Raw genomic sequence first — 22,361 nt, 5'->3', positions numbered from 1 at the left:
TTTTTCCAGGAAACACTCATGGACACCAAACTGCTCGACATTCTCGCTTGCCCGATCTGCAAAGGCCCGCTCAAGCTCAGCACCGACAAAACCGAGCTGATCAGCAAGGGCGCAGGCCTGGCTTACCCGATCCGTGATGGCATCCCGGTGATGCTGGAGAGCGAAGCCCGTACCCTGACCACTGATGAGCGCCTGGATAAATGACCACCGCCTTTACCGTTGTCATCCCTTCGCGCTATGCATCGACACGCCTGCCGGGCAAGCCGCTGCAATTGATCGGCAACAAGCCGATGATCCAGCTGGTGTGGGAGCAAGCCTGCAAGAGCAGCGCTGAACGGGTCGTGGTCGCGACCGACGACCCGCGCATCGTCGAAGCCTGCAAAGGGTTTGGTGCCGAAGCGGTACTGACCCGCGAAGACCACAACTCCGGCACCGACCGCCTGGCCGAAGTCGCCATGCAGCTGGGCCTGGCGCCCGATGCCATCGTGGTCAATGTGCAGGGCGACGAGCCGCTGATTCCGCCGTGCGTGATCGATCAGGTGGCCGCCAACCTGGCTGCCCATGGCGAAGCGCGCATGGCGACCCTGGCTGAGCCGATTGAAGACATCGAAACACTGTTCAACCCGAACGTGGTGAAAGTGGTCAGCGATATTAATGGCCTGGCGCTGACGTTCAGCCGCTCGATCCTGCCGTGGGCGCGCGACGCCTTCGCCAAGAGCCCTGACGTATTGCCGCAGGGCGTGCCGTACCGCCGCCATATCGGCATCTACGCCTACCGCGCCGGCTTCCTGCAGGACTTCGTCAGCTGGGGCCCGTGCTGGTTGGAAAACACCGAAGCCCTGGAACAACTGCGTGCCCTGTGGCACGGCGTGCGTATCCATGTGGGCGATGCCCTGGAAGCGCCGCCTGCCGGTGTCGACACCCAGGAAGACCTTGAGCGCGTCCGTCGCCTGCTGGGGGCCTGATGGAGGTTCTGTTTGTCTGCCTGGGCAATATCTGCCGCTCGCCAACCGCCGAGGGCGTATTGCGCCATAAGTTGCGCGAGGCGGGCTTGGCAGGCCAGGTCGAAGTAGCGTCGGCCGGCACCGGTGAATGGCATGTCGGCAACCCGCCAGACCAGCGCAGCCAGCGTGCAGCGTTGGTGCGCGGTTATGACCTGTCGGCACAGCGTGCCCAGCAGGTCTCGCGCGCTGACTTTGCGCGCTATGACCTGATCCTCGCCATGGACCACAGTAACCTGCGCAACCTCAAGGCACTGCACCCTGGGCAAGGCAAGGCGCAGCTGGACTTGTTCCTGCGCCGGTTTGAGGCCGAAGTGGACGAGGTGCCGGACCCTTACTACGAAGGCGAACAAGGCTTTGAGCGCGTCCTCGACCTGATCGAGCGCGCCTGTGATTTATTGGTGATCGAATTGAAGGGGCGGTTATGACCTTGCAAGTGCTTGCGCAGGTATCGCTCAAGCCATTCAACAGCTTTGGCATCGATGTGCGCGCCCAGTTGTTCGCCGAGGCCCGCAGCGACGCCGATGTGCGCGAAGCACTGGCCTATGCGGCAGCGCAACGGCTGCCGCTGCTGGTGATCGGCGGTGGCAGCAACTTGCTGCTGACCCAGGATATCCAGGCGTTGGTGTTACGCATGGCGACCGAGGGTATTCGGGTGCTGCACGATGATGGCCTGCACGTGGTGGTCGAGGCCGAAGCGGGCGAAGCCTGGCATCCGTTTGTACTGTGGACCCTGGAACATGGTTTGTGTGGCCTGGAAAACCTCAGCCTGATCCCCGGCACCGTCGGCGCTGCACCGATGCAAAACATCGGTGCCTACGGTGTGGAGGTCAAGGATGTGTTTGCCGGCCTGACCGCCTTGGATCGCCACACCGGCGAGCTGCGCGACTTCAGCCTGCAAGAGTGCGACTTTGCCTACCGTGACAGCCTGTTCAAGCACGATGCAGGGCGTTGGTTGATTCTGCGCGTGCGCTTTGCCTTGAGCCGCGTCAGCCATCTGAAACTCGACTACGGCCCGGTGCAGCAACGCCTGGCCGGGCAGGGCATCACCGAGGCGACGCCCAGCGACGTCAGCCGCGCCATCTGCAGCATCCGCCGCGAAAAACTGCCGGACCCGGCCCAACTGGGTAATGCCGGGAGTTTTTTCAAGAACCCACTGGTGTCCCAGGCGCTGGCCGCAGAGCTACAGGCGCTGTATCCAGACCTGGTGGCTTACCCGCAGCCCGATGGGCAGATGAAGCTCGCCGCCGGCTGGCTGATCGACAAGGCCGGTTGGAAAGGCTTTCGTGACGGCGACGCAGGCGTGCATAAGCTGCAGGCGTTGGTGCTGGTTAACTACGGCGCCGCCTCGGGGCACGACATTGCCAACCTGGCGCTGCGTATCCAGCAGGATATTGCCGAACGCTTCAAGGTCGATCTGGAAATGGAACCTAACCAGTACTGAAGCGCTGGAAACAAAAAGGCCCCGCATCTTTCGATGCGGGGCCTTTTTTATGCCGCTAGCAATCAATCATCACGGCTCATGATGCCGAAGATCTGCAACAGGCTGATAAACAGGTTGTAGATCGACACATACAGGCTGATGGTCGCCATGATGTAGTTACGCTCACCGCCGTGGATGATGGCGCTGGTCTGGAACAAGATGCACGCGGAGGAGAACAGCACGAAACCGGCGCTGATCGCCAACTGCAGGCCGCTGATCTGGAAGAACATGCCCGCTACAACGGCTGCCAGCAGCACGAAGAAGCCTGCGGTGATGAAACCACCCAGGAAGCTCATGTCCTTGCGGCTGATCAGCACGTAGGCCGACAGACCACCAAACACCAGGGCAGTCATGGCAAACGCCGAGCTGACCACTTCCGCGCCGCCGGCCATGCCGAGGTAACGGTTAAGGATCGGGCCGAGGATAAAGCCCATGAAACCGGTCAAGGCAAACGCCGACACCAAGCCCCAGGCCGAGTCACGCAGCTTGTTGGTCAGGAAAAACAGACCGTAGAAGCCGATCAGCACGACAAAAATATTCGGGTAGCCCACGCGCATTTGCTGCGCTACATACGCCATTACGCCGCTGAACGCGAGGGTAAGGGCGAGCAAGCCGTAGGTGTTGCGCAACACGCGGCTGACTTCAAGCTGCTCAGCCTGCGCGTTACCATTCACTGCGTAATTCTGTTCGCGCATGGCGACACTCCTTCAGTTTTGAAACATTCAGTCGCAAGGATCATAACAGACGCTCTGTAACAAGCGATGGCAAGAGTTTGACAGTGTGTTTCATTCGGGTATTATGGCGCCCGCTGACACGGGATGGGCTACTATAATCCTGTGATGCAAAAGGGAAATTGGCAGAGTGGTTGAATGCACCGGTCTTGAAAACCGGCGAACGTTAATAGCGTTCCCAGGGTTCGAATCCCTGGTTTCCCGCCAAGATTTACACGAAAGCCTCGCGAAAGCGGGGCTTTTGCGTTTCTGGGGTTTGGTGATGTCGCTATTTTATCGGTTGATAGTTTCCGCATCATTTCACGCAGGTTCCGCAACTCGCGGCGAATGGCGGTCAGCGAGTTGGCTTCACGATCTCTCCAACACGTCGATAAACTGTCTCGGTTATCCGCTTGTCCGTGTGTCCCAAAAGTCGGCTTGCATCCCCCAGGTCAAGGATCTCGCTTGCGGCTTTGGGGCGGATGTCGGGGAACTGGAACTGCCGGATGCTAGCAGCAAGCAACCCATCTCCCTGTTCTTTGGCTGTCGCGATAGCCCGGTCCCTGGCGTCATCAAAGCGCAGGCGTAGCATCGGCTTAGTCACCTGCCTGCCGCCCTCAGTGATAATCAGGTATGGGGTTCGCACCGCGCGGGAGCGCCTCTGTTCTATCAACCGCCCCACCAGCGCGCCCAAGTCATTCAGCACGCCGGCGGCAGTGAGGCGGATTCTCAGCTTCTTGGATGTCTTGCCCTGGGACACTTGCAGGAACTCGTTAACCGCGTCCGCTTCCCGCATCGACAGTACGTCTGCGGGACGCTGCCCGGTCAGATAAGCCAGGTCCATGGCGTCGCGCAGCTCCGAGGCAGCAACCGCGTATACGGCAGCCCAGATTTCCTCGGTTGCGTAAAAGTCTCGTGGCACTTCCTTGTTCTTCCTGACACCGGCGGCCGGGTTGCTGTCGGTGATGCCCCACTCACGCGCGATGTTGTAGATGTGCGAAAGCAGGGAGATCTCCCGATTGGCCCTCACCTTGGCGGTCCAGCTGTCTCGGTATTGCGCGATGATCTGCGGCGTCACAGCATCGATGGGCGCATCGCTGAAGGCCTTGCGCAACTGCTTTAGGCTGAGCAAGTTATCGCTCTGCGTCTTCGGCGCTTTGCCGGGGATGATCTCTCGCTCGTAGCGGTCGAATACCTGGCCCAGAAGAGCATTCTTCTTCGGCACCGGCTTGCAATCGAGCTTTGCCCATTCAGCCTTGGCGATATCCAAGTCATCCCCGAGCGGGATTTCCACCCGCTTCCCGTCTTCATTCCTTCCGTCGTAGTAGTACCCAACCCACTCTTTACCGCCTTTCAGTGCGCGCACCCGCCGAATCATCCGTGGCGGCAGGTCCCTGTTTGCCGCCTTTTTTGCTCGCATCGTTTTATCTTACTTTTGATAGATCCAGCGACCAGGCTTCGACAGCGACATTCTCTGCTGACGGTTTCACGCCTGCCAGTTTCATGCGGGCGTAGACGCGGCCCACTACCGGACTGCGCGCGCGGGTCAGCAAATATTTCCAGCCGTTTCGATTGAGCCAGGCGATCTGGCCTGACGGAATCATGTAGCCAGTGATTGCCGCGATCTCACCCTCGGCAAGGGTTTCGCTTTGAATTTCCATAGTGGTGTCCTTGCCGCGCTGGGCGGCAGAAGGTGGGCCTGCCGCTAGGCTGCAGGATGTAGTGGGGGTTGTTACATCAAGGAGGCTAAATAGGCCTCTGCGATTTCCTTACGCAGATCCTGACGCTCGTGAAGGTTGATGAGGCGCCGCATAAGCAGGCGGTTAGTCCATCTGTCGTAGTCGCGGAAGAAGCGATTTCTGGACTTGCGGCTGGCCACAGGGGCAATGGCGATGACTGCTTCTGCAAAGTTTTTCATGAGGTACTCCTAGTGTGATGAGCCCCTATGTTCAACGCGGCGAACTGACGGTTTCCCGACTATTTGCAGTTGGCATTCATGGCCTCGGCCCCTTGTAGATGAAGACGTAGGCGAACCAGAGGGTGGCGATCATGGCGTCACCTTGATATCGACGTCATCGTGAATCCACTCGATATCGAGCAGATCTTCGTCGTCGATCTGGGCTTCCCGCAGATCATTGCTGGCCAGCAGTTGCTCGATCTCGTCGTCATCAATGTCCTTGATTACCTTTCGGAAATTCACGACTGCTTTGCCGATGAGAATCACGGTGCGGCTCATGGCGTCACCTCCCGGCGTGCCCACCAGCAGACAGGGCCATCATCCGTGTCGTGGATGGCCAGGCAGAACCAGCCTTCGCCATCAGGCCGATCCGGCTCCCAGTAGCTGCAGTCTGGGTCGCCAGCTTCGAAATAGCGCTCAGAGACCGCTTCGTCGCTGTGATATTCGAGTTGCACCATCTTCACCTGCAGGCGCTGTGCAGCGACCCAAGCCTTGCACTTGTTACCATCGCCCTCGTCGAAGTCGGGTATATCGGGGTGAGCGAACATGCCGTATTCATCGCGCACGACCGGGGCTGGCTGGATTAATTTGATTTCTTCAGGCATGACTTCGTCCTTGCCGCTATAGCGGCTACCAAATTCATAGAAGGGAGAGGTATGGTTGCCACCTCAGATAGGGAGGTGCGATGTGGTCGTACACGGAGTTGAATACAAGTTTTTTACCGCTTCACACGTTACAAAGGGGCATGACGGCTTGGGGATTGAGTGCTGGCGCGGCAACGATATGGTGTTTGAGATATTCAGGAATGACGAAACTCTGCGTTTTGAGGTGACCCTGTTCGAGCAGGATGTCCCTTTAGAGTTGCTTGAGTACGCCATCCCAACCGCTCGCGAAAGCCTGGGTGAGTTCGCGCCGTAGAACCTCTCCTTGCCGCTATAGCGGCTGACTTTGAAGGGGGAGGGGGTTACAGGTTTTGCGGGTGGAGTACGGGTACAAGAAGCCCGGCGCTGGGCCTGGTTATCTGTTGGCTCGAGCTAGGGCTATTCAGGGGGGGCATCTTCGTCTCCAGCGAGGAAGGCACACCGGGAGCGTACCATCGACATTCGAGTGATTGCTCAGTATCGACCTGCAGTTCGTTGATCGATTCTTAGCTCTATATTGCTTAAAAGCAGGCTCTCAAGAGCCTGAGGAAATCCTAATTTTCGTCTGCTCAGGTGTTTCATGCTCAACCACCTGAACCATGTCAGATAGCTGAATGAGAGGATAATGCTCCCGCATCCCCTTGAGCATCAGCATTGGTGGCCATTCTTCCTCCATACCGCAGAAAGCCGCGGCTTTGTTTAAAGGCATGTACGTGCAACGAGTAACCCACACCACGGTTGCCTTTCCCGGGTAGTGCTCACATTCGTAGCGCAAATAGCCTGGCTCTATGTGCGATTCGCCGAAGCGGATCGTTGACCCCTTGCTTCCTTCGAGCAACGCAGGGAAAAGTCGAGGCACAATCCTCAAAGTTTGCATGCGCGAATCCTTAGCAATCAAATAAAAGTGAGCAGAGAGTTTTGAAGGCCATCATCACGCGCCTGCCAACACTGCGGGTGAACGATTTTTGGCGTCTGGTAGCGGTGAAAGGGATGCGAAAGGTCGCGCTCAGTACGAGGCCGCTATCGCCTGCGCCAGTTGCATGTCAGACATATGAGGCGATGTGTAGGCCGAACGATAATACCGGGACGCCTGCTCAAACTCCGCACCGCGAATCTCGCCGTCCGAACCAATGAATGCAAGGGCGTCGGTCTTGGCTGACTTAAAATACTCTGGAATTTCCGAGGTAATAGCCGTGGGCGCTGAGGTGATCACTGCGGGCACGATGGTGGTGATCATGAGCGCGCCTTGGAACGGATTGTTGTTTTCTGCTGCAATGGCCTGAGTGCTGCTCAGCACCATGACGGCGATTGCCAGGGTCTTCCATGAATTCATTCTTCGATGCTTCCATTGCGATCAGAAGGGCCACCATAGCAGAGCAGGGCGCTTGTCAGAAACAAGAAGCCCGGCGCAGAGCCGGGCTTCGATGTGACAGTGTCAGAACCTAACGATGCTTGTTCTTGTGTTTATGCTTGTTGTTTCCTTTGTGCTTCTTACCATCAGATCGATGACTGCTCTCATCGTCCGCCAGGTTGTTTCCTAGGGCACCACCCGCAGCGCCGCCGAGACCTGCACCGATAGTCGAGCCAGTTGTGCCGCCGAGGCGGTTACCAATGAGCGAGCCACCAGCCGAGCCGATACCGCCACCTAATGCGGCTTCAGCTCTGTTGCCTCTCTGAGCGCCGACAGCACTGCCGGCAGCACCACCTACGCCGGCGCCTACCGCCGCGCCCGTTGAGCCGCCGAGCTGTTGACCTACGATATTGCCAAGTGCACCACCAACGCCGCCTCCAAGAGCGGCTGTGCCATCTCCGGCTGCCATCGCTCCTTGCGAAATGAGGACACCCAGAACTAGGGCGGGTAGTGTAATTTTCATTTTTGAACCTCTATGGGTTGTCAGCAGGCGCTCACGGTTTAAAGCACGCCCAGCATTAGGACTAGAGCAAAAGTTTGAAGTTCTTTGCGGACGGAGCCTACAGGCGAATGGTTGTAACAAGATATGCCGTGATGGGGTCGGCTGCGGAGGGCGGGTTAAGCGGGTTTACCAGGAACTGGGATGACCAGAGGAGCCCAAGTGTGAAAGGGCAGAAACAAGTTCAACGAGAAAGACCATATCGATCTGGATGGCGAGCTGAAGCGGCTTGAGATCGAGAAGCGTAAGGCTCAGCTCAAACTAATAGAGAAGGGCGGCGGCAACTCCAACGCCCAGCTACTGGCTGATCTGATTGCGAGGCTGCCGTCATGATCACCAACACCGGCAACTTGATGTTCGACCGCCAGGTGTCTCGCTGGTACGACATCACCAATTGGGATAACGACGGCAAACCGGAATCCACCCGGTACCGGTGGCGCTCGACGATCCACAAAGCACCGGATGACCAGGTGTATGAAGCGCTGACTGCAGCTCAGGAGCTGCTCGGCGCAGAGGGATTAATCGAAGTTGCGTGGCTTAGCAAAGAGCCATTGCAATGAGTGAGAACGTGAAAGGATATTTATCCATCATAGCGATTTTTCGCGTTATAGATTCACGCTAAAAGCCTCGTCACTGTGCGAGGTTTTTTGCTTTGCGCCGTTCGTCCAGTGTTCGGCGCTCGCTGTGACCTGCCGACTACCCTGATTATGCGCGGATATTCCGAGCGCCTGAACGGAGAGTCAGCATGGATATTGATAAGAATGCCCCAGGCAACATTTCGCAACAGGAAGTGACACGCGGCACGGACAACGAAGCGGGTCACGATCCTCGTCGGGATGAGCGCGAGATCCGGCCGCCTCAGAATGACGATCCCTCCCTCGAAGAGGATATGTCGGACGTGGACGCTGCCGATTCAGTGGCGAGTGAGCATCCAGACAACTGATGATTTTTAGATCGACGAACCCGGCCCTGAGTCGGGTTTTTTATTGCCCATGGAAAGGGCGATTCAGCAAAAGGAATTTGCACATGTTGAAAGAATTCAGACGCGGTAACCGCAATAGGTGAAAAAATGTCTTTACGCGAGCTTGGCAAGAAATTCAAAAACCAAGCTATCAACGGCAATGCTAACCCCGTTACGGTTCTGATTTCCCCTTCGTAAAACGCAAATGGGGTCATTCTTCGGTCTTTTTATGGTGGCGGTGTCTTGGCCTTTGGACCAAAGGATAGCGCCATCGCCAAGGCGATAGACGCCGCCAAGACTGCCGGTCTCCCTCAGGGGATTATCGTCGCGGTGCTGCACGGGCAAGCTCATTCGCAAACCGAGATCATGGTGACTTGAATGAGCGTCAGGGGGCTGCGACGTCAGAAGCGCTTAAGGTGAATCCGGACCGCCCGTCACGCTGGTCGAAATGCTATCAACGTGACGCGCCTTCCAGGGCATGCGCTGAAACCAGGACTGCGGAACCGGGTGCACGATGGCCCGCAGCGCCCTGGCGTAATCCATCACCAGGCCGGGGGTCCAGGCCATAGTCAGCGCACGTCTGCGTACCTGCGCCGCAATCCAGAGTTCCGGCATGAACAGGGTCCGTAAACAGTCTCGCCAGCGCTCGCTGCGAAACGCAAGCACGCCGTCGAGGGACGCTTCAAGCGCATAAGCGACTGAGCTTGAACAGTTGCGGTAGGTCAGGTTGTAGCGCTTATCGAGCCTGTAGTTCATCCAGAAATGCTCAAGGGCACCGCTGTTGTAGTAATGGAACACTATCTTGCGATCCGATTCGCACCAATCTGCCGCCTCTTTCTCATAGTCAGGCTGGAAAGTACCCGGCACATCATTGTCCTTGGTCGCTTTGAGTATGCGGAAAAACTCCGAGGGCGAGCGGTCGATATCCGCGGCAGGGTACAGGCTGATATAGATCGAGGGTTGCAACTCCAGGGCTGCGTGCCCGGTGGAAATAACCCCCTGGCTGTCCACTGCGGCGATGTAACGGTTGATGACCGGTCGCGGCACCGGCGTATTTTCCGCCGTGCCTTCCGGCGTCCAGATATGCACCACCAACGGCTCATGAATTGGCGGGCTGATAGAAACCTGAGCAAGTTCCGGTTTGACTGCCGCCTTTTTGGTGATGTTGAGCACAGGCGCAGCGGGCGTCAGCAACTCAAATGAGGACGTCCCACGCACCAGTAAGCTGGCGCGCCTGGCCACGCGTAGGGTGCTGATAGCGCTGACGATCATCAATGACCCGATAAAAAACGAGACGGTTGACTGGTAACCGACGGGATAGGGCGTGAACAGCAACAGGGCGAAGATCACTTTGGCAGTGCCGGTGACGACTGACAGGCGCCAATGAGGGTACCGGACGACAAACGCGGACGTGATGACCAGCAAACCGAAGATGAAATAGGAGAAACCGAAAATAATCGCCAGCAACAGGTTGCTGTAGGTCTTGTTGGCCAGAATCAACAGGGACACGAAGAAACACACACCGCCCTTGAAAAACAGCACGGCCTTTTGCGCACCGATTCCGCTCGAGGCGACACTCAGCGTGACCAGGCTTTCCAGCATCAGCAGGATGCCGAACGCCTTCATCGGGAAATACAATACCCCGTCCATGCCGTCGATCAGCACACCCACGCCGATCAAGCCCCACAGCAAACCGATGCAGCCAATCACTTTGGCTTTGGAGCGGACGAACTCTGCGCCGAATAACATCAGTGCGATCTGAATCATGAGATGTTTCCTTGTTGCCAATGTTGCCAATCGAGGTCGCGCATCATTATTTGTAGTGACTGATTTGCCAGTTGCCGACGATCACTTCGCCGGTCGAGTCCGCCATCAGGCCTGGGGTGTTGTCGCAGATAACACGGGTATCCGAACCCTGCGCAGTGATGCGGAACGTCAGCGAGGCGCCGCCCCGCCTGCGCTGTTGAGTCGACCAATGGCGCCGAAGCTTTTCCCGGTCCTTGGGGTGTACGCGTTCAAGCACGTCATTGAAGGTGGACAGTACCGGCGCGTCGATGCCCAGTACCTCACGCAGGTTATCGTCCCAGTAAATCTCGCCTGACTCGGGGTGCAGCCGGTACATCACCCCTTCACCCGCCGCCCGGCCGGTGTCGAGGTCGTAACGGCGCGCTGACTGGGCCAGCACCCGCAGAAAAACGATCAACAAGGCGGTCGCGCACAAATAGCACTGGGCCAACAGCAGCGGTTCTCCCGGGTTAAGCCCCTTGAGGAAAAACGGCCCTTGGCCGTTGTCGGTGTGATGAATCACCAGCGTTGCCAGCGTCAGCAACGCCAGGGTCGCGCCACGCCCGGCCCAGGTGACCGAAACAACCACGCAGAAGATGATCGGGATGCACGCCAGCGCAAAGTTCATCGCGGAGCCGGCCGAGTCGGTAATGTCGGACTTCAACCAGGGAGAATTGACGCCGAAGATAAACCAGGTACTCAGGCACATCAGGACAAACGCGGTCACTCCCGTGAGCCTGGCCAGCCACCCGCTGCGACATACATTCAGATCATCATGGAGCAGGCTCATGATCGCAATCGTGGTGAAGATCACCCCGGTAATGTTGGCGATCCAGGTCACCCACAGCAGACGTTGAAGTGGCGCATCGCTCGTCAATGATAGCCAGGTTGCGGTCAATGCCGCTTCCACCGCGCACACAAACACGGTGGCGATTATCCAAAGCACAATGGCGTGCAAATAGTCGTTGCGCCGGGCGAAACGGCGCACCAGCCAGGCAATGCAAATGGCTGCACTCAATGCCAGGCAGGAATGCACCAGCGTGGCGGCCCAATCGTGTCGCCACTGGAAGTCCAGAAAAATTCGCGTGGTCAGCAGTACCGCAAACAGCAGTGGCCAACGGGAACGTTGCGAGATGAGGAACGCCGAGACGGCCACGCCCGCAGGGAACCACACCACGGCCACCTGAGAGACAGGGTCATCGAACTCGAGTGAAATGATGCCCGTCACGTAATAGGCCAGTGCCCACATTAGTAAGCTGGCGGCCTGTAGTAGAGCCCTCGGTAGTATCACTGGCGTTTTTCCGATTCAAAAAGTGGATGTGGCGTACGTCATGGCTTATTGCCTGACAATGGCGCCATGACGCTGGGGTTCAAGCCTGAGGAGGCGCGGGTGTGTGCTGTGTGTGCGTGACGGCAAACAACGTGAACAGAGCACACAAGGCGGCGGTGAGCAGGGGCAAACCGTGCAGACCCAACTGCATGGAAACCCCGGCCAATACCGGGCCCAACAGTGCGCCGATACCCCATGCAACCGACAGTGCACTGTAAACCCCGACCAGTTCGGTGCCACTGAAACGCTCGCCGACCTGAGTCACCACCACCGTATAAATCCCGACAAATACACCGCCCCACACGAACAACAACCCATACGAAAGCCAGCGTTCAGTGAGTGCCAATGGCCAGATCAGCGCGCCAACCGCTGAAAGCGCCGACAACACAATAATCAGGCGGCGACGGTCCATGCGGTCGGCTAGCCAGCCAATCGGCAACTGTAGAACGATCGCGCCAAACAGCAGCATAGACAGCAACCAGGTGGCCTGCTGCACCGGCCAGCCCACGTTGATTGCGTAAATCACCAGCATGTTCATTCCGGCGCTTTCCAGTGCGCCGTTCAGCGCGGCCGCCACCAGCGCAAGCGTTGCGATGTGCAGGTACAGTGAGAGCGGTCGGCCCTTTTCGTGCGCAATCGGACGGCCGCAGGTTTTGATCCCGAGCAGCGAGAGGCCGGCGAGCAGTGTAATCAAACTGCCGACAAAGAACGCTGCCGACGACGCATTTCCCAACCAAGACAGAATAAACGGCCCCAGGGCAAATCCCAAAGACAGGCTGGCCACATACATCGCCATCGTTCTTGCACGGGCCTGCTCGACCGTCGTGTGGTTCAGCCAGGTTTCCGACACCACCATAATGATTTCGCTGAACAGCCCAAGGCCCAGGCGCAGTACAAACCAGGTTTCGATGGGTACGAAGGGGAATGCAGCCAACAACACCACCAGCGCGCCCAGCGAAATGGCCAACAACCGCCTGGGACTGAAACGGCGACACAGCATCGGTAGAAATGGCGCGATGGCAAACACACCTACCGCATGCATGGCGGCATTGATGCCAATGTAAACTTCGCTGAAGCCTGCGGTCGTCAACTTGATCGCAATCAAAGGTGCACTCAAACCGTAGCTCAATCCAAAAATCATCACCGTCAAGGTGATGAGCAGCTTGTTACGGTTATCAATCACTGCGTTCATCGGTGCCTTCGTTGTATTAACATTTTTTCTGACCTCGGCCCTTGCCGCCGAACGCGTCTGCATCAGCATCGGGTAAGGTTTGGGCCGGCATTTTATGGCGCGAGGCTCAATCCGTCCCGGCCGGTTTCCGACATGTTTCCTGGCGATCAGCTTGAGTAAATTCTGCTCCCTATCGTCGGTGCGGTACGACCGCATCGCAAGGAATAATTGAAGGCTGTGTTTTCAGCATGCGGTTGCCAGCGGTAATTCAGGCGAACATCAAAGTACATTCGCCCGAACACCTTGCCAGATTAAACAGGCGCCCACCGATGCGGCCGCCGCCGCCAAGGCGCAGACCGTATTACTAAGAGGCCAGGCATGGGCGACCAACTCAGTCGTGAGATTGGCTTGGCACTTGTTAAAGCGGTCGAAAGGGTGAGAGGGAGCATCACTTGCTGAAATCAGGAATAAATGAGTGTTTTCAGGAAAAAGGTCGACGTTGCGGGTGCTTCTTTTAACTGCCAGCACCGTCGGGGCAACTGCACCGACTCAGCCGATAAGCGCAAGCACGGCGCCATTCTGGAGCTGCTCAACTCGGTGCGACCGCCGGTACCGGTGGCGCTCATCGATCCACACGGCGCTGGATGGTCAGGTGAATGAGGCACTCACGGCCGCTCAAGAACAACGTTGCGCGGCGTAGCAAATAGCCATTGCGATGAGTGAGGAACTGAGAGAGGATTTATCCATCCTGTCGATCTTGCGCGTCAGGGGTTGGCATTGAAAAGGCCCGGCTAATGTGCCGGGCTTTTTATTGCGCTCAGTGTGTGCAAAGCCGAAAATAGAGCTTCCGACTATAAACTGGGAGAGCGTCATGGTTTTGCGTGGCATGGCACAGATGCATGTCGACGACTTGGCGGAACGGTTCAAGAAGTTGGTTGTAGGGCAGGCTGGCAACGCGGATATTCAGTTTGCGTGGGTTGTTTTTTATCAGGGGCGAATGTTCGGGGCTTATTCAACGGCCGAGCTTGCGCTGCGGAAAATAACGGACATTGAGCACTGCATTAGCATCGACGAGGCCCCAGTCCCTCAAACCTCAAACGATTAAAGTTTTCATTAAGCCCCGCCTAGAGCGGGGCTTTTTATTGCCCACGGAAAGGGCGATTCAGCAAAAGGAATTTGCAGGTGTTGGTATGCGTCCGGCCAAGTCATCTACCTGCGCAACCTTGCGCTGAGACAGGCGGCGATGATCCGCATCGATCCCATCTGGCGCGCCACCGAGCTGATGGACATGTGCGCAGGCACCGAGACCGCATTAGCTAGGGTAATCGCGGCGTTCGGTACGGCAAGGCCGCACACGCATATTCGCCAGCTTAGGCTTTAATAACGGTAGGACTATGCCGATAAAGTTATGGGCAACGCGTGCACGGTAGGATTTTCAATCCGACGCTCTGGGTAAAAGGATTACCAGTATGACGATCAAACTACGCTTATTTCTGTTCATTGCGACCGGACTGCTCACCGCATTGGTTATGAGCCTATCCAGTTATCTGGGAAATACCCGGACGGGCAGCGCCATTCAGGAAAATGAAATTAGCATGATGGTGCTGCGCAATCACCTGGAAGCCGACATGATGCACGATGCGCTGCGCGCCGATGTGTTTTCGGCGATGTTGGTGGGGTTGGGTAAAAGCATCAGTACCAAGGCCGAGGTCAGCACTTCGCTGAAGGAGCATGCCGAGCACTTCCGTCAGGTACTAGGGGACAATCTCAAGCTGCCTCTGGACGATACGCTCAGGATGAGCCTAAACAAGATCCGCCCCAGTCTTGACGCCTATATAAGTGCCGGTGAACGCATCGTCGCGTTGGCCCTGGACAATCCCGAAGCCGCTAGCGGAGAGCTGGAGACCTTCAATAAGGCGTTCACCCTTCTTGAAGATCAAATGGGGAGCCTGAGTGAGCTGATCGAAAACAAGAACCAACAAACCAGCATGGAAACTCGGGACACCATCAGCAACGCCAACTTCATCTTGAGCACGGTGCTGATCGTCAGTCTCTTGCTGCTCCTGGCTCAGGGCCGTTGGGTAATGCTGAGCATCATGGGACCGCTACAGGCCGCCAGCCGCATTGCTGCCAGCATTGCGCGTGGCAACTTGAGCGAGCCAATCGTCGAAACCAGTCGCAAAGATGAAGCCAGTTCATTGATTCGCAACCTTGCCATCATGCAGCGGGACTTAGGCAGCATGATCGAAGTGGTGCGCAGCAATGCCAAAGGCGTCAATGTCATGAGCGAGCAACTGAGCAATGGTTGCCATGAAGTGGCCAGCAGCAGCCAGCAACAAAGCGCCGCCGCCAGCACCATGGCAGCAGCGGCGATTGAAATGACCGCCAGTATTGAGGAAATCACCCAGCATGCCCGTCGCGCGCTGGATATGGCCAATCAGGCTGAAGCCTTGGCCAAGGACGGCGGCCGAGTGATTCACCAGGTGGTCAGTGACATGGATGGCATTGCTCGTTCGGCGAAGCAATCTGCCCAGGTCATCCGCACGCTCGACAAGGAGTCCGAGGCGATCTACAGCATAATTCAGGTGATCAAGGGGATCGCCGACCAAACAAACCTGTTGGCTCTGAATGCCGCGATTGAAGCCGCTCGTGCCGGCGAACAGGGCCGTGGTTTTGCGGTGGTGGCGGATGAAGTGCGCAGCCTGGCGGGTCGCACCAGCGCGTCGACCCAAGAGATCGCAAGTATGGTCGGGCGCATCCAGCAAAGCACCCGGGAAGCGGTGACCAGTATGGAGGAGGGTGTTGCTCAAGTGGACAAAGGGATGGTTGTGACCGCCGATGTCGAGCGGGCCATTCGCGATATTCTCCAGGCCACGTTGAATACCACTGAGTTGGTCAACGATATTTCCCGCACCATCAGTGAACAGAGCCTGGCCAGCAACGAAATCGCCCATCAAGTGGAGATGATTGCCGGTACGTCGCAGGCTAATAGCAACGTGATCGGAAAGACGGCGTTGACGACGGACGAGTTGTCCACGTTGGCGCAGAGGCTATCGCAGTCGGTCGATCGCTTCCGACTGTAAGCGGACAGTGAACCATTTTGCGTTTTATCTAGTCGTTTGCAGCTCTAGAGCTAGCCGATAGCCGAACCTTCGGGCACGACATCATGCATGGGCGATGCAACCGATCTCAGTCACGCCGAGTTCAACGCTAGCCTTGTAGCCGCCAAAATCATCACAGACCAGCTTGCCCTTCCAGTCGTTCAGGAAGTTGCGAGCATGCTGTCCGGCTCTGCTGGGGCTGAAGTCGTAAACCACCGCTGACAAGTCCGAGAACTGGCTGGTGGCGTAGGCCCAAACATAGGAACGGTGGGTTTTCTTCGAGCCCGGCGCGAGCATCTGCACGGGGGGGCATCGGTGTGGATGATTTGCTGCCCGAGTACCACCTCGCGCAGTGCATCGACCAGAGGCTGCAACCGCCCCAGGCGAATCGCAGACAAAGAAAAGCCCGCGATGGGGAGTAGCGGGCTTAAAAGGATGTTCACTAGGAGCTGAAATAACTCTAGACGCTCGACTGTGAAAGGGGTGTGAAAGGGGTGTGAAAAGGCAGTGGTCTTGTCGAACTTGATTTTGGCTACCCTCAACACAGCTGCCCAATCAGCATTGGGTGAGTGTTTGTCCTCTGTCCATGAGGCTAAATCGGGCATTGATACGCAGATGTCGAACGTATTGGCGTAGACGATGGAAGGCCGCTACGTGGCCGGGCGATTGTAACCACTCACTGACGGGCGCCATAAAAGTGGTTCAGCAAAATCAGCTCAACCACCGCCACAAAAACGCAGAAGGCGATGAAGCCAGGGCTGAATACCCGCTTGCGGTTTGAGGACCCTCCACCCAGCCAACTGAGATCCGAGCCATCGGAAATCCATACGAACAGTGCCAGCAGAACATAGGTCCACGCCTTGCTCCAAAAGCTCTGGTTTCGCCAGTCAGTCATCTGTGTTCTCTTTCATTACCCCATTTCCTTAAGCATGTTTACTGCCAGCCCTCAAACAAAATCCCGCGCACCAACGGTGCTGCGGGATTTTTTTGCTTGTTGTTTAGGGGCCTATATCGCCCGTTCCCCCCGCTTCCTTCTCAAGGATTTGAGGGCGGAGCACTCAATTATCACTTTATTTTCAACCATAAGGGGGTGAAGTTCCCAAAAGGCAACCACGTAATATCGCCCACAGCGGTGTTGGCAAACTGAACGGATCCAGGTGCAGCGTTGATTACCTCGGTGCCCGACAAGACACCGGCGGTTATAAACGCGACGGTGTTGAAATCACCGACATTGAAGAGGTTTGTTGCTCTCGGCGTTTCCAGCAGCGAATTTCCGTTGAGTATCAGTGGCTCAGCCTTGCGTGGGAGTAGGCGAGGAAAAAGCTTCCTCAATAGCTCGGTCGGTCTGAATAAGGAGGTCGTGGCGGGAGCCGCTTTGCCGAACAGATTTCTGGCAACGGCGACGCCTGAACGCCCCAGGTAGGCGGCAAGCCTGGCTGTTTTTCCGACGATCGAGAGCCCCCCTCCGGCGGCTCCAAATCCCAGCGATATCCAGGCCAGCGTTTCTGACGCCTTTGAATCACTGTCGCCGATAAGCACCGATGCGATGCCTGTAGCTGCTGAGATCATGGCAGCCCCGACTAACGCCGCCGATAGAAAAATTGACGTGCCGCCGGTCATGACGGCTGTCAATATGCCGACACCCGCCCAGAGGAAGGTGTGGATCAATTGCGTGTCTTTACCCAAACTGAGCGGCCCAGGCAAATCATCTCCCCATATTTTCCTCAACCCTGCATCCACTGACGCGTGCCCGCTGGGGTCCTGGTAATTGACGGGATCACCGTTGGCGCAATAGGCATACATGTTCGGCCCCCCCTGCCCAAATGGGCTGAAGCTGTCCAGTGCGTGGAAGCGCATGCAGCGCGCGTCATACCAGCGGTATCCCGTGCCCAAGGGGGACTGGCCTGTGATGGGGTCGCAGTATTCGCCGTTGAAGCCCAGCAGTGAGTCGCTCTCATCCGAAAAGTGCTCGCCGTAGGCCGTATAAGCGTGGTGCTTAAAGGTTTGAGCCAGAAGGTCGTAGCTGACGCACACGGTGCCATTGGCATCACGCAGTTCAAACAGGGTCCTTTTCACCCCAGAGCGTTTGATTTGTTGCACCGTACAGCCCGCACTCCCGGGGTTCAGGTTGCGATAGGTGTCGTTGTTTTCCAGTGAGTACTCGCCAGAGACGTTGAGCCCGTCATAGATGATTTGGGTTTTATCACCGTCCTGCTCGCGGGTCATCAAACGATCAGAGGGGTCGTAGCTGTAGCGGGTGCCGCCGGCCTGGATCAGTCGTCCCAGCCAGTCATAGGTGTATTTTTTACCTGTCTGGTCCTGGGTTACCCGCCCGGCTGCGTCATAACTCAAACTGCCAGCAGCCGGGTAGTCCGCATGAGTGTTTGCAACCTTTGTCAGACGGAAACCGTTCACGCTGTCATAGGTGTGGGTCGCGGTATTCTTCCCACCACCGAAGGTGGTGATGCAGGTGATGACATTCCCCAGTGCGTCGTAAGTGAAGGCTTGCTGGTCGATGTCTTTGTTTTTGGGGGTCTTCGGTCGCCATACACCCGTGGTTGTGCAGGTTTTGAGGCGTCCGCCCGGGGTATAGGCCAAGCTGCGAGAACCCAGAACGGTATTGCCTTGTTTAAGCTGCACCGACTTCAATTTGTCATCGGCGTAATAGGTACTCTCCAACGTGAGGTCGATTTTGCCACTGAGCGTGAATTGGCGGCTGGTTTCGCGTTGTTGTGAGTCGTAGGTGTAGTCCACACCAAAAGAGATGCCCGAATTGGGCGCGCCATAAATACTGTCACGAAGAAGCAAGCCTTGGTCATTGTAAGTATGCGAGCCTGAAAAATAGAGGGTGTTGGATTGAACGCGGCGCCCCTTACCGTCGTAGAGAAACAGCGACTTTTCACCCAGCGCGTCTGTCGTGTCGAACAAGCGCCCACCCAGTGAGTAATTGGACAGCACCTCTTTGGCTTGGCCAGGCTGTGTTTGTACGCTTTGTTGGGTGACGCGCAGGTTGCGGTCATGGGTGTACCGGAGCATATGCTCCCCCTCGCTGGCTGTCGCGAGTCCTTGTGCCCCGTAGGCATAGCTGAAGGTCTTCTGTTCACCGGGGGTGGCGGTTTGGGTCTTGGCCAGGCGGTTACCCAGTTCCTTGATGTAGTCATGCTGCAGCACGCTGCCTTCAGCGGTGACGGTTGATACCGGTACCAAGCTGGCGCCCGCGTAGGTGTAGGTTTCGGTGCAAGTACCGCGAGTGATGGACGTTACTCGGCCCCAGCTGTCGAAAGTGCGTTTACCCAGGGTCTGGCGTTTACCGCCGAATTCGATCGCCACCTGCTCGGCCTCACGCAATAGCCAGTGCTGCGGGTAGGTGTAGTAGTAGGTATAGACAAGGGCAGGGGCGAGTAGGCCATTGTCTTTTTCGCTGTGGCTTTCGCTCAGCAGCCGGCCGCTGCCATCGTAGGTGTAGTCAATGGTCGTGACACCCAACTCACCTTTGGTGTGCAGTTGCTTGACCTGCTTGGCACGGGTGTAGGTGGCTGTCTGGGTTTGATAGACGTTGCCATCCTGGCCTTTCCACTCGATTTTCTTGATCGTCTGGTCGGTGTCATAGGAGGTGACCGTTGCGTGTTTATCAGTTGCTTTTCCGGTCCACTGCGTGCGGGTCAGTGCTATTGGGTCGTAGAAGTCGAAGTCTTCCCGGCTATCGTTGTATTTGCGAGCGCAGACCTGATTCCATTCATCGTATCGCAGCTCCTGCGTTTCGCTGAGTAGGCTGCCATTTTCCTTGTAATCAAAACGGGTGGTCTGTACCTCGCGCCCGATGGCGTCATATTTGACGGCTTTGGTCTGTTTTCGTTGGCCATCCTCAATCAGGTACTCGCTGACCAACTGGTCCTGGCCATCGTACTGGCTTAAACGGGTTTGCCCATTAGGCTCGGTGATTTGCACTTGGCCGGGCGCCGGGTAGGTGTAGGTGGTGATCTGGCGGTAGGTCGGGCTTTGCGCACAGACGGTTAGCGTGGCCAGTTGGCCGTATGGGTTATAGGCATACTCGGTCCGGTTGCCGTCGGCGTCGACTTGGCGAATAAGGCGACCATTAAGAGTGTTCTGGGTTTCTGAGGCCGTGCGCTGATTACCCTGGTCATCGGTTTCGGTGGTCGTGGTGGTCAGTTCAGTGTCACCGACGCCTCCCAAGGCGTAGTCGAAAGAGCGTACCGGGTCGGTCACAATAGGTGCCAAAGAGCGGTTGTCCAGCGTGGACTGGCTTATGCTTTTTTTGCGTCCTTTACGAAAGTCGTTGCTTTCGAAATATTCGAACCGCTGGCCGATCAACGCGGCATCGGCAAACTTATCGGTGGCGAGGCTGCCCTGCAACGTATTGGTGAGCTTGGCTTCACTCAGTTCCGGCAACACTTTATAACCGTGAAGTTTGAACTGGGCAACGTTCAACAGGCCCGGAAGCAAGGAGGGTAATAGCCCAGGTATTAACGATAGCAGCCCGGGTGTGTCGACAAATTCGGTGTCAACATAAGTCGACTCAAACCGCGCGTTCAAGTTGTTGCCGTCAGGGCCCCAGGAAGTGTCAGGTGTACTCTTCGATGGTTGTCTGGACGCCGCCTTAATGGCCCCCAGCAATGTGCGCGCCTTTATTTCTCCGGGACTCTCGTTGCGGCCGCGGATGTAGTCCATCTCGGTAGTGACGTTGTTTTGGTTGTTCAGTCTTAGCGCGGAGTTGGTGTTAAACAAGTTGCCATTTGTTTTTTTATAGCTTTTGTTTGCTTGGGTGTAAGTCATACTGGTTAAACGACTCACTATAAATGAGCTGTTTTCCATGGCGTAGTCTGTTTGGGTCTTGGCGGTGCCCTGGGTCAGGGTCTGCGAGGTCACCTCGTGCTTTTCATCGTATTGGTAAACCGTGGTGCGAATTGCCGGCGTCCCTTCACTCATAATGGTTCGGTACTTTTTCTCGTCCTGACGCTCATAGACATACGTGGTGGTAACCGGTGTGCCACCCCCATTGGGCGTTAATGTGTGGGTACTGACACACGGCAGTGCCGACAGTTTTGGATTGTCCGGGAATGCCAGCCCGTTGTCTTTGTACACGACCTTTTCTTCGAGACCATCGAAGTTAGTGAGCGTGGTCAGCAACCAGCCGCAAACGGGATGATCCAGGTACTCGAAGGTGCTTTGAATGTTATCCCCAAGGCTCACGGACTGCAGGGCGTAATCCTTGATGGCCAGGGTATAGGTCAGGGTTTGCGCGGTATCATCCGGCCAGAAAATAAACTTGACGGTCTCAAGCGCCGGTGACGCATCCGGGGCGTCGGGTGTGTAGTCGACCTTGAGCAGGTTGCGGGTGGCATCTTTGATTCCGGTTAACTGGATCTGGTAATACGTTTTACCTTCTATGACGTGGGCCGTTGTCATCCACTCGAAAAGCAGTTTGTTAAGGTCATCGGTGGTCAATGACTCAGTGACGTAAGTTCCCGTGCCCTCCAACAGTACCAGTACTTCTTTTCTGCCGCCTTTGTGCTGCACTGTCAGCTTGCCACCGGCCCATTTTGCTATAACAGCCAGCGTCGTCAGGTCTTTGTTTTTCTCTATTTCCAACACCTCACCCGAGTGCAGTGTCAACTTTTTATAGGTTTCGCTGTAGGTGGTGACACCATAAAACCAACCATCCCCCAATGCCGATTCATTGTTGACCACTGGCGTGTAGTAAAGGCTCATATCAAACGTAGGCCCGAGGCCGCAGTTTCCGATGAGTGACTCCGTTTTTACATAGTTCTCGAATAGACCCGTACGTGGGTCGACCACGTTGCGCTTTTGAGTGGTTGCATTAAAAATCGGGTCGTTTTCGTAATCGCTTGGGTCTGTACCCATTGGATTGTGAGCCATGTTCATCTCCCTATGATGTGATAGGCCACCCATTCATTAGGTGGCAGCGGTTGCTCTTTGAAAGTACGCGGCTCTGCAGCGGGAGGTAACTGTCAGTTCTCACAGTTTCTTATATTGATTTGTGCTGTTTTTAGTTTTTTTTATTATAAGTCTGTCGATTTTCCACGGCCGGCGGATTCAACTCAGTAATTAAAAACCGGTGCATAACGCGCTTCACGTTTCTTGAAGTGAATGGGCGCCATGGGCACTTTTTCGCCATTCACGAAAATAGCCGGAAAGGTCAGGGTGAAGTCGTCCAAATCGCCGTTGCCCAAGGGCGTGCCCTGGGTGCCTGAGCTGAATGTGACCCACGCGTTTCAACAAGCAACCCCTCTAGATCAACAGTTCCAACGCAATCCAGGGTTGCCACCTAT

General features: G+C 56.5%; 22 protein-coding genes, 1 tRNA gene and 4 pseudogenes. 11 read left to right on the top strand and 16 right to left on the bottom strand.

Annotated features, from left to right (window positions below):
* Window positions 1–18: 18 nt before the first annotated feature.
* The 4 genes from KZH41_RS18315 to murB are packed head-to-tail and all read left to right on the top strand — an operon-like array spanning window position 19 to window position 2,445.
* Window positions 19–204 carry a Trm112 family protein gene (locus tag KZH41_RS18315; RefSeq protein WP_094952289.1) on the top strand — a complete coding sequence of 62 codons (186 nt, stop codon included), beginning with the start codon at window positions 19–21 and terminating at the stop codon, window positions 202–204.
* Window positions 201–965, top strand: a complete 765-nt coding sequence (gene kdsB / locus KZH41_RS18310) for a 3-deoxy-manno-octulosonate cytidylyltransferase (protein ID WP_094952288.1) — start codon at window positions 201–203, stop codon at window positions 963–965. Before KZH41_RS18315 ends, kdsB begins: the two co-directional genes overlap by 4 nt.
* Window positions 965–1,429, top strand: a complete 465-nt coding sequence (locus tag KZH41_RS18305) for a low molecular weight protein-tyrosine-phosphatase (RefSeq protein ID WP_094952287.1) — start codon at window positions 965–967, stop codon at window positions 1,427–1,429. Before kdsB ends, KZH41_RS18305 begins: the two co-directional genes overlap by 1 nt.
* Window positions 1,426–2,445: a UDP-N-acetylmuramate dehydrogenase gene (murB, locus tag KZH41_RS18300; protein ID WP_242150548.1), complete on the top strand. Its 1,020-nt coding sequence runs from the start codon at window positions 1,426–1,428 to the stop codon at window positions 2,443–2,445. The genes KZH41_RS18305 and murB overlap by 4 nt, the downstream gene beginning before the upstream one ends.
* Before the next feature lie 62 nt (window positions 2,446–2,507).
* Here murB and KZH41_RS18295 read toward each other — a convergent pair whose 3' ends face one another.
* On the bottom strand, window positions 2,508–3,179 hold the full coding sequence (locus tag KZH41_RS18295) for a Bax inhibitor-1/YccA family protein (protein WP_094952285.1): 672 nt from the start codon (window positions 3,177–3,179) through the stop codon (window positions 2,508–2,510).
* A 152-nt stretch (window positions 3,180–3,331) separates the two neighbouring features.
* On the opposite strand from KZH41_RS18295, the gene KZH41_RS18290 reads away from it, so the two are divergent.
* Window positions 3,332–3,422: transfer RNA gene (locus KZH41_RS18290), tRNA-Ser, on the top strand.
* Between the two features lie 127 nt (window positions 3,423–3,549).
* Here KZH41_RS18290 and KZH41_RS18285 read toward each other — a convergent pair.
* The 5 genes from KZH41_RS18285 to KZH41_RS18265 all read right to left on the bottom strand — a co-directional run bounded on the left by KZH41_RS18285 (window position 3,550) and on the right by KZH41_RS18265 (window position 5,756).
* On the bottom strand, window positions 3,550–4,614 hold the full coding sequence (locus tag KZH41_RS18285) for a tyrosine-type recombinase/integrase (protein WP_263273417.1): 1,065 nt from the start codon (window positions 4,612–4,614) through the stop codon (window positions 3,550–3,552).
* Between the two features lie 4 nt (window positions 4,615–4,618).
* On the bottom strand, window positions 4,619–4,855 hold the full coding sequence (locus KZH41_RS18280; protein WP_263273415.1) for a DUF4224 domain-containing protein: 237 nt from the start codon (window positions 4,853–4,855) through the stop codon (window positions 4,619–4,621).
* A 71-nt stretch (window positions 4,856–4,926) separates the two neighbouring features.
* A complete protein-coding gene (locus KZH41_RS18275) occupies window positions 4,927–5,112 on the bottom strand; it encodes a hypothetical protein (protein WP_263273413.1) in 186 nt (61 codons plus the stop codon).
* A 129-nt stretch (window positions 5,113–5,241) separates the two neighbouring features.
* Complete coding sequence (locus KZH41_RS18270) at window positions 5,242–5,430, bottom strand: hypothetical protein (protein WP_263273411.1); 189 nt, start codon at window positions 5,428–5,430, stop codon at window positions 5,242–5,244.
* A complete protein-coding gene (locus KZH41_RS18265) occupies window positions 5,427–5,756 on the bottom strand; it encodes a hypothetical protein (protein WP_263273409.1) in 330 nt (109 codons plus the stop codon). Before KZH41_RS18265 ends, KZH41_RS18270 begins: the two co-directional genes overlap by 4 nt.
* 82 nt (window positions 5,757–5,838) lie before the next feature.
* On the opposite strand from KZH41_RS18265, the gene KZH41_RS18260 reads away from it, so the two are divergent.
* A complete protein-coding gene (locus KZH41_RS18260; RefSeq protein ID WP_094953486.1) occupies window positions 5,839–6,069 on the top strand; it encodes a hypothetical protein in 231 nt (76 codons plus the stop codon).
* Window positions 6,070–6,327: 258 nt separating this feature from the next.
* On the opposite strand, the gene KZH41_RS18255 is transcribed toward KZH41_RS18260, so the two are convergent.
* The 3 genes from KZH41_RS18255 to KZH41_RS18245 form a co-directional block, all read right to left on the bottom strand.
* A complete protein-coding gene (locus KZH41_RS18255; RefSeq protein ID WP_242150545.1) occupies window positions 6,328–6,669 on the bottom strand; it encodes a hypothetical protein in 342 nt (113 codons plus the stop codon).
* A 129-nt stretch (window positions 6,670–6,798) separates the two neighbouring features.
* A complete protein-coding gene (locus KZH41_RS18250) occupies window positions 6,799–7,125 on the bottom strand; it encodes a DUF2388 domain-containing protein (RefSeq protein WP_094951836.1) in 327 nt (108 codons plus the stop codon).
* A gap of 109 nt (window positions 7,126–7,234) precedes the next feature.
* Entirely contained in the window at window positions 7,235–7,666 is a 432-nt protein-coding gene (locus KZH41_RS18245; RefSeq protein ID WP_094951837.1) for a hypothetical protein, read from the bottom strand.
* 365 nt (window positions 7,667–8,031) lie between these two features.
* Between KZH41_RS18245 and KZH41_RS18240 the strand changes: the two genes are divergently transcribed.
* Entirely contained in the window at window positions 8,032–8,262 is a 231-nt protein-coding gene (locus KZH41_RS18240) for a hypothetical protein (protein WP_263273406.1), read from the top strand.
* A gap of 185 nt (window positions 8,263–8,447) precedes the next feature.
* Window positions 8,448–8,645 (top strand): hypothetical protein, encoded by a 198-nt coding sequence (locus tag KZH41_RS18235; protein ID WP_094951838.1) that lies wholly within the window; start codon window positions 8,448–8,450, stop codon window positions 8,643–8,645.
* 429 nt (window positions 8,646–9,074) lie between these two features.
* Here the strand turns inward: KZH41_RS18235 and KZH41_RS18230 are convergent, their stop codons facing one another.
* From KZH41_RS18230 to KZH41_RS18215, 4 genes and pseudogenes are all read right to left on the bottom strand, one after another.
* Window positions 9,075–10,430, bottom strand: a complete 1,356-nt coding sequence (locus KZH41_RS18230) for an HdeD family acid-resistance protein (protein ID WP_263273404.1) — start codon at window positions 10,428–10,430, stop codon at window positions 9,075–9,077.
* A gap of 46 nt (window positions 10,431–10,476) precedes the next feature.
* Window positions 10,477–11,697, bottom strand: a complete 1,221-nt coding sequence (locus tag KZH41_RS18225) for an MASE1 domain-containing protein (protein ID WP_263273403.1) — start codon at window positions 11,695–11,697, stop codon at window positions 10,477–10,479.
* Window positions 11,698–11,818: 121 nt separating this feature from the next.
* A pseudogene (locus KZH41_RS18220) lies at window positions 11,819–12,343 on the bottom strand (MFS transporter); the annotation flags it as partial.
* A 111-nt stretch (window positions 12,344–12,454) separates the two neighbouring features.
* Window positions 12,455–13,192: pseudogene (locus tag KZH41_RS18215) on the bottom strand (MFS transporter); the annotation flags it as partial.
* A gap of 628 nt (window positions 13,193–13,820) precedes the next feature.
* Here KZH41_RS18215 and KZH41_RS18205 point away from each other — a divergent pair.
* The 3 genes and pseudogenes from KZH41_RS18205 to KZH41_RS30510 all read left to right on the top strand — a co-directional run bounded on the left by KZH41_RS18205 (window position 13,821) and on the right by KZH41_RS30510 (window position 16,032).
* Entirely contained in the window at window positions 13,821–14,054 is a 234-nt protein-coding gene (locus tag KZH41_RS18205; protein WP_094951842.1) for a hypothetical protein, read from the top strand.
* A gap of 364 nt (window positions 14,055–14,418) precedes the next feature.
* Window positions 14,419–15,171, top strand: a pseudogene (locus tag KZH41_RS30515) (HAMP domain-containing protein); the annotation flags it as partial.
* Window positions 15,169–16,032, top strand: coding sequence for a methyl-accepting chemotaxis protein (locus KZH41_RS30510; protein ID WP_412548781.1), 864 nt, complete (start codon window positions 15,169–15,171; stop codon window positions 16,030–16,032). The pseudogene KZH41_RS30515 and the gene KZH41_RS30510, both read left to right, overlap by 3 nt.
* Window positions 16,033–16,116: 84 nt before the next feature.
* Here KZH41_RS30510 and KZH41_RS18195 read toward each other — a convergent pair.
* The 3 genes and pseudogenes from KZH41_RS18195 to KZH41_RS18185 all read right to left on the bottom strand — a co-directional run.
* A pseudogene (locus KZH41_RS18195) lies at window positions 16,117–16,427 on the bottom strand (IS66 family transposase); the annotation flags it as partial.
* A 299-nt stretch (window positions 16,428–16,726) separates the two neighbouring features.
* Window positions 16,727–16,945: a hypothetical protein gene (locus KZH41_RS18190; RefSeq protein WP_094951844.1), complete on the bottom strand. Its 219-nt coding sequence runs from the start codon at window positions 16,943–16,945 to the stop codon at window positions 16,727–16,729.
* A 170-nt stretch (window positions 16,946–17,115) separates the two neighbouring features.
* Complete coding sequence (locus tag KZH41_RS18185; protein WP_263273401.1) at window positions 17,116–21,948, bottom strand: RHS repeat-associated core domain-containing protein; 4,833 nt, start codon at window positions 21,946–21,948, stop codon at window positions 17,116–17,118.
* Window positions 21,949–22,361: the final 413 nt, after the last annotated feature.

Source organism: Pseudomonas sp. YeP6b (assembly GCF_025642995.1).
Taxonomy (GTDB): Bacteria; Pseudomonadota; Gammaproteobacteria; order Pseudomonadales; family Pseudomonadaceae; genus Aquipseudomonas.
This window is presented reverse-complemented; position numbering and strand designations above follow the sequence as displayed.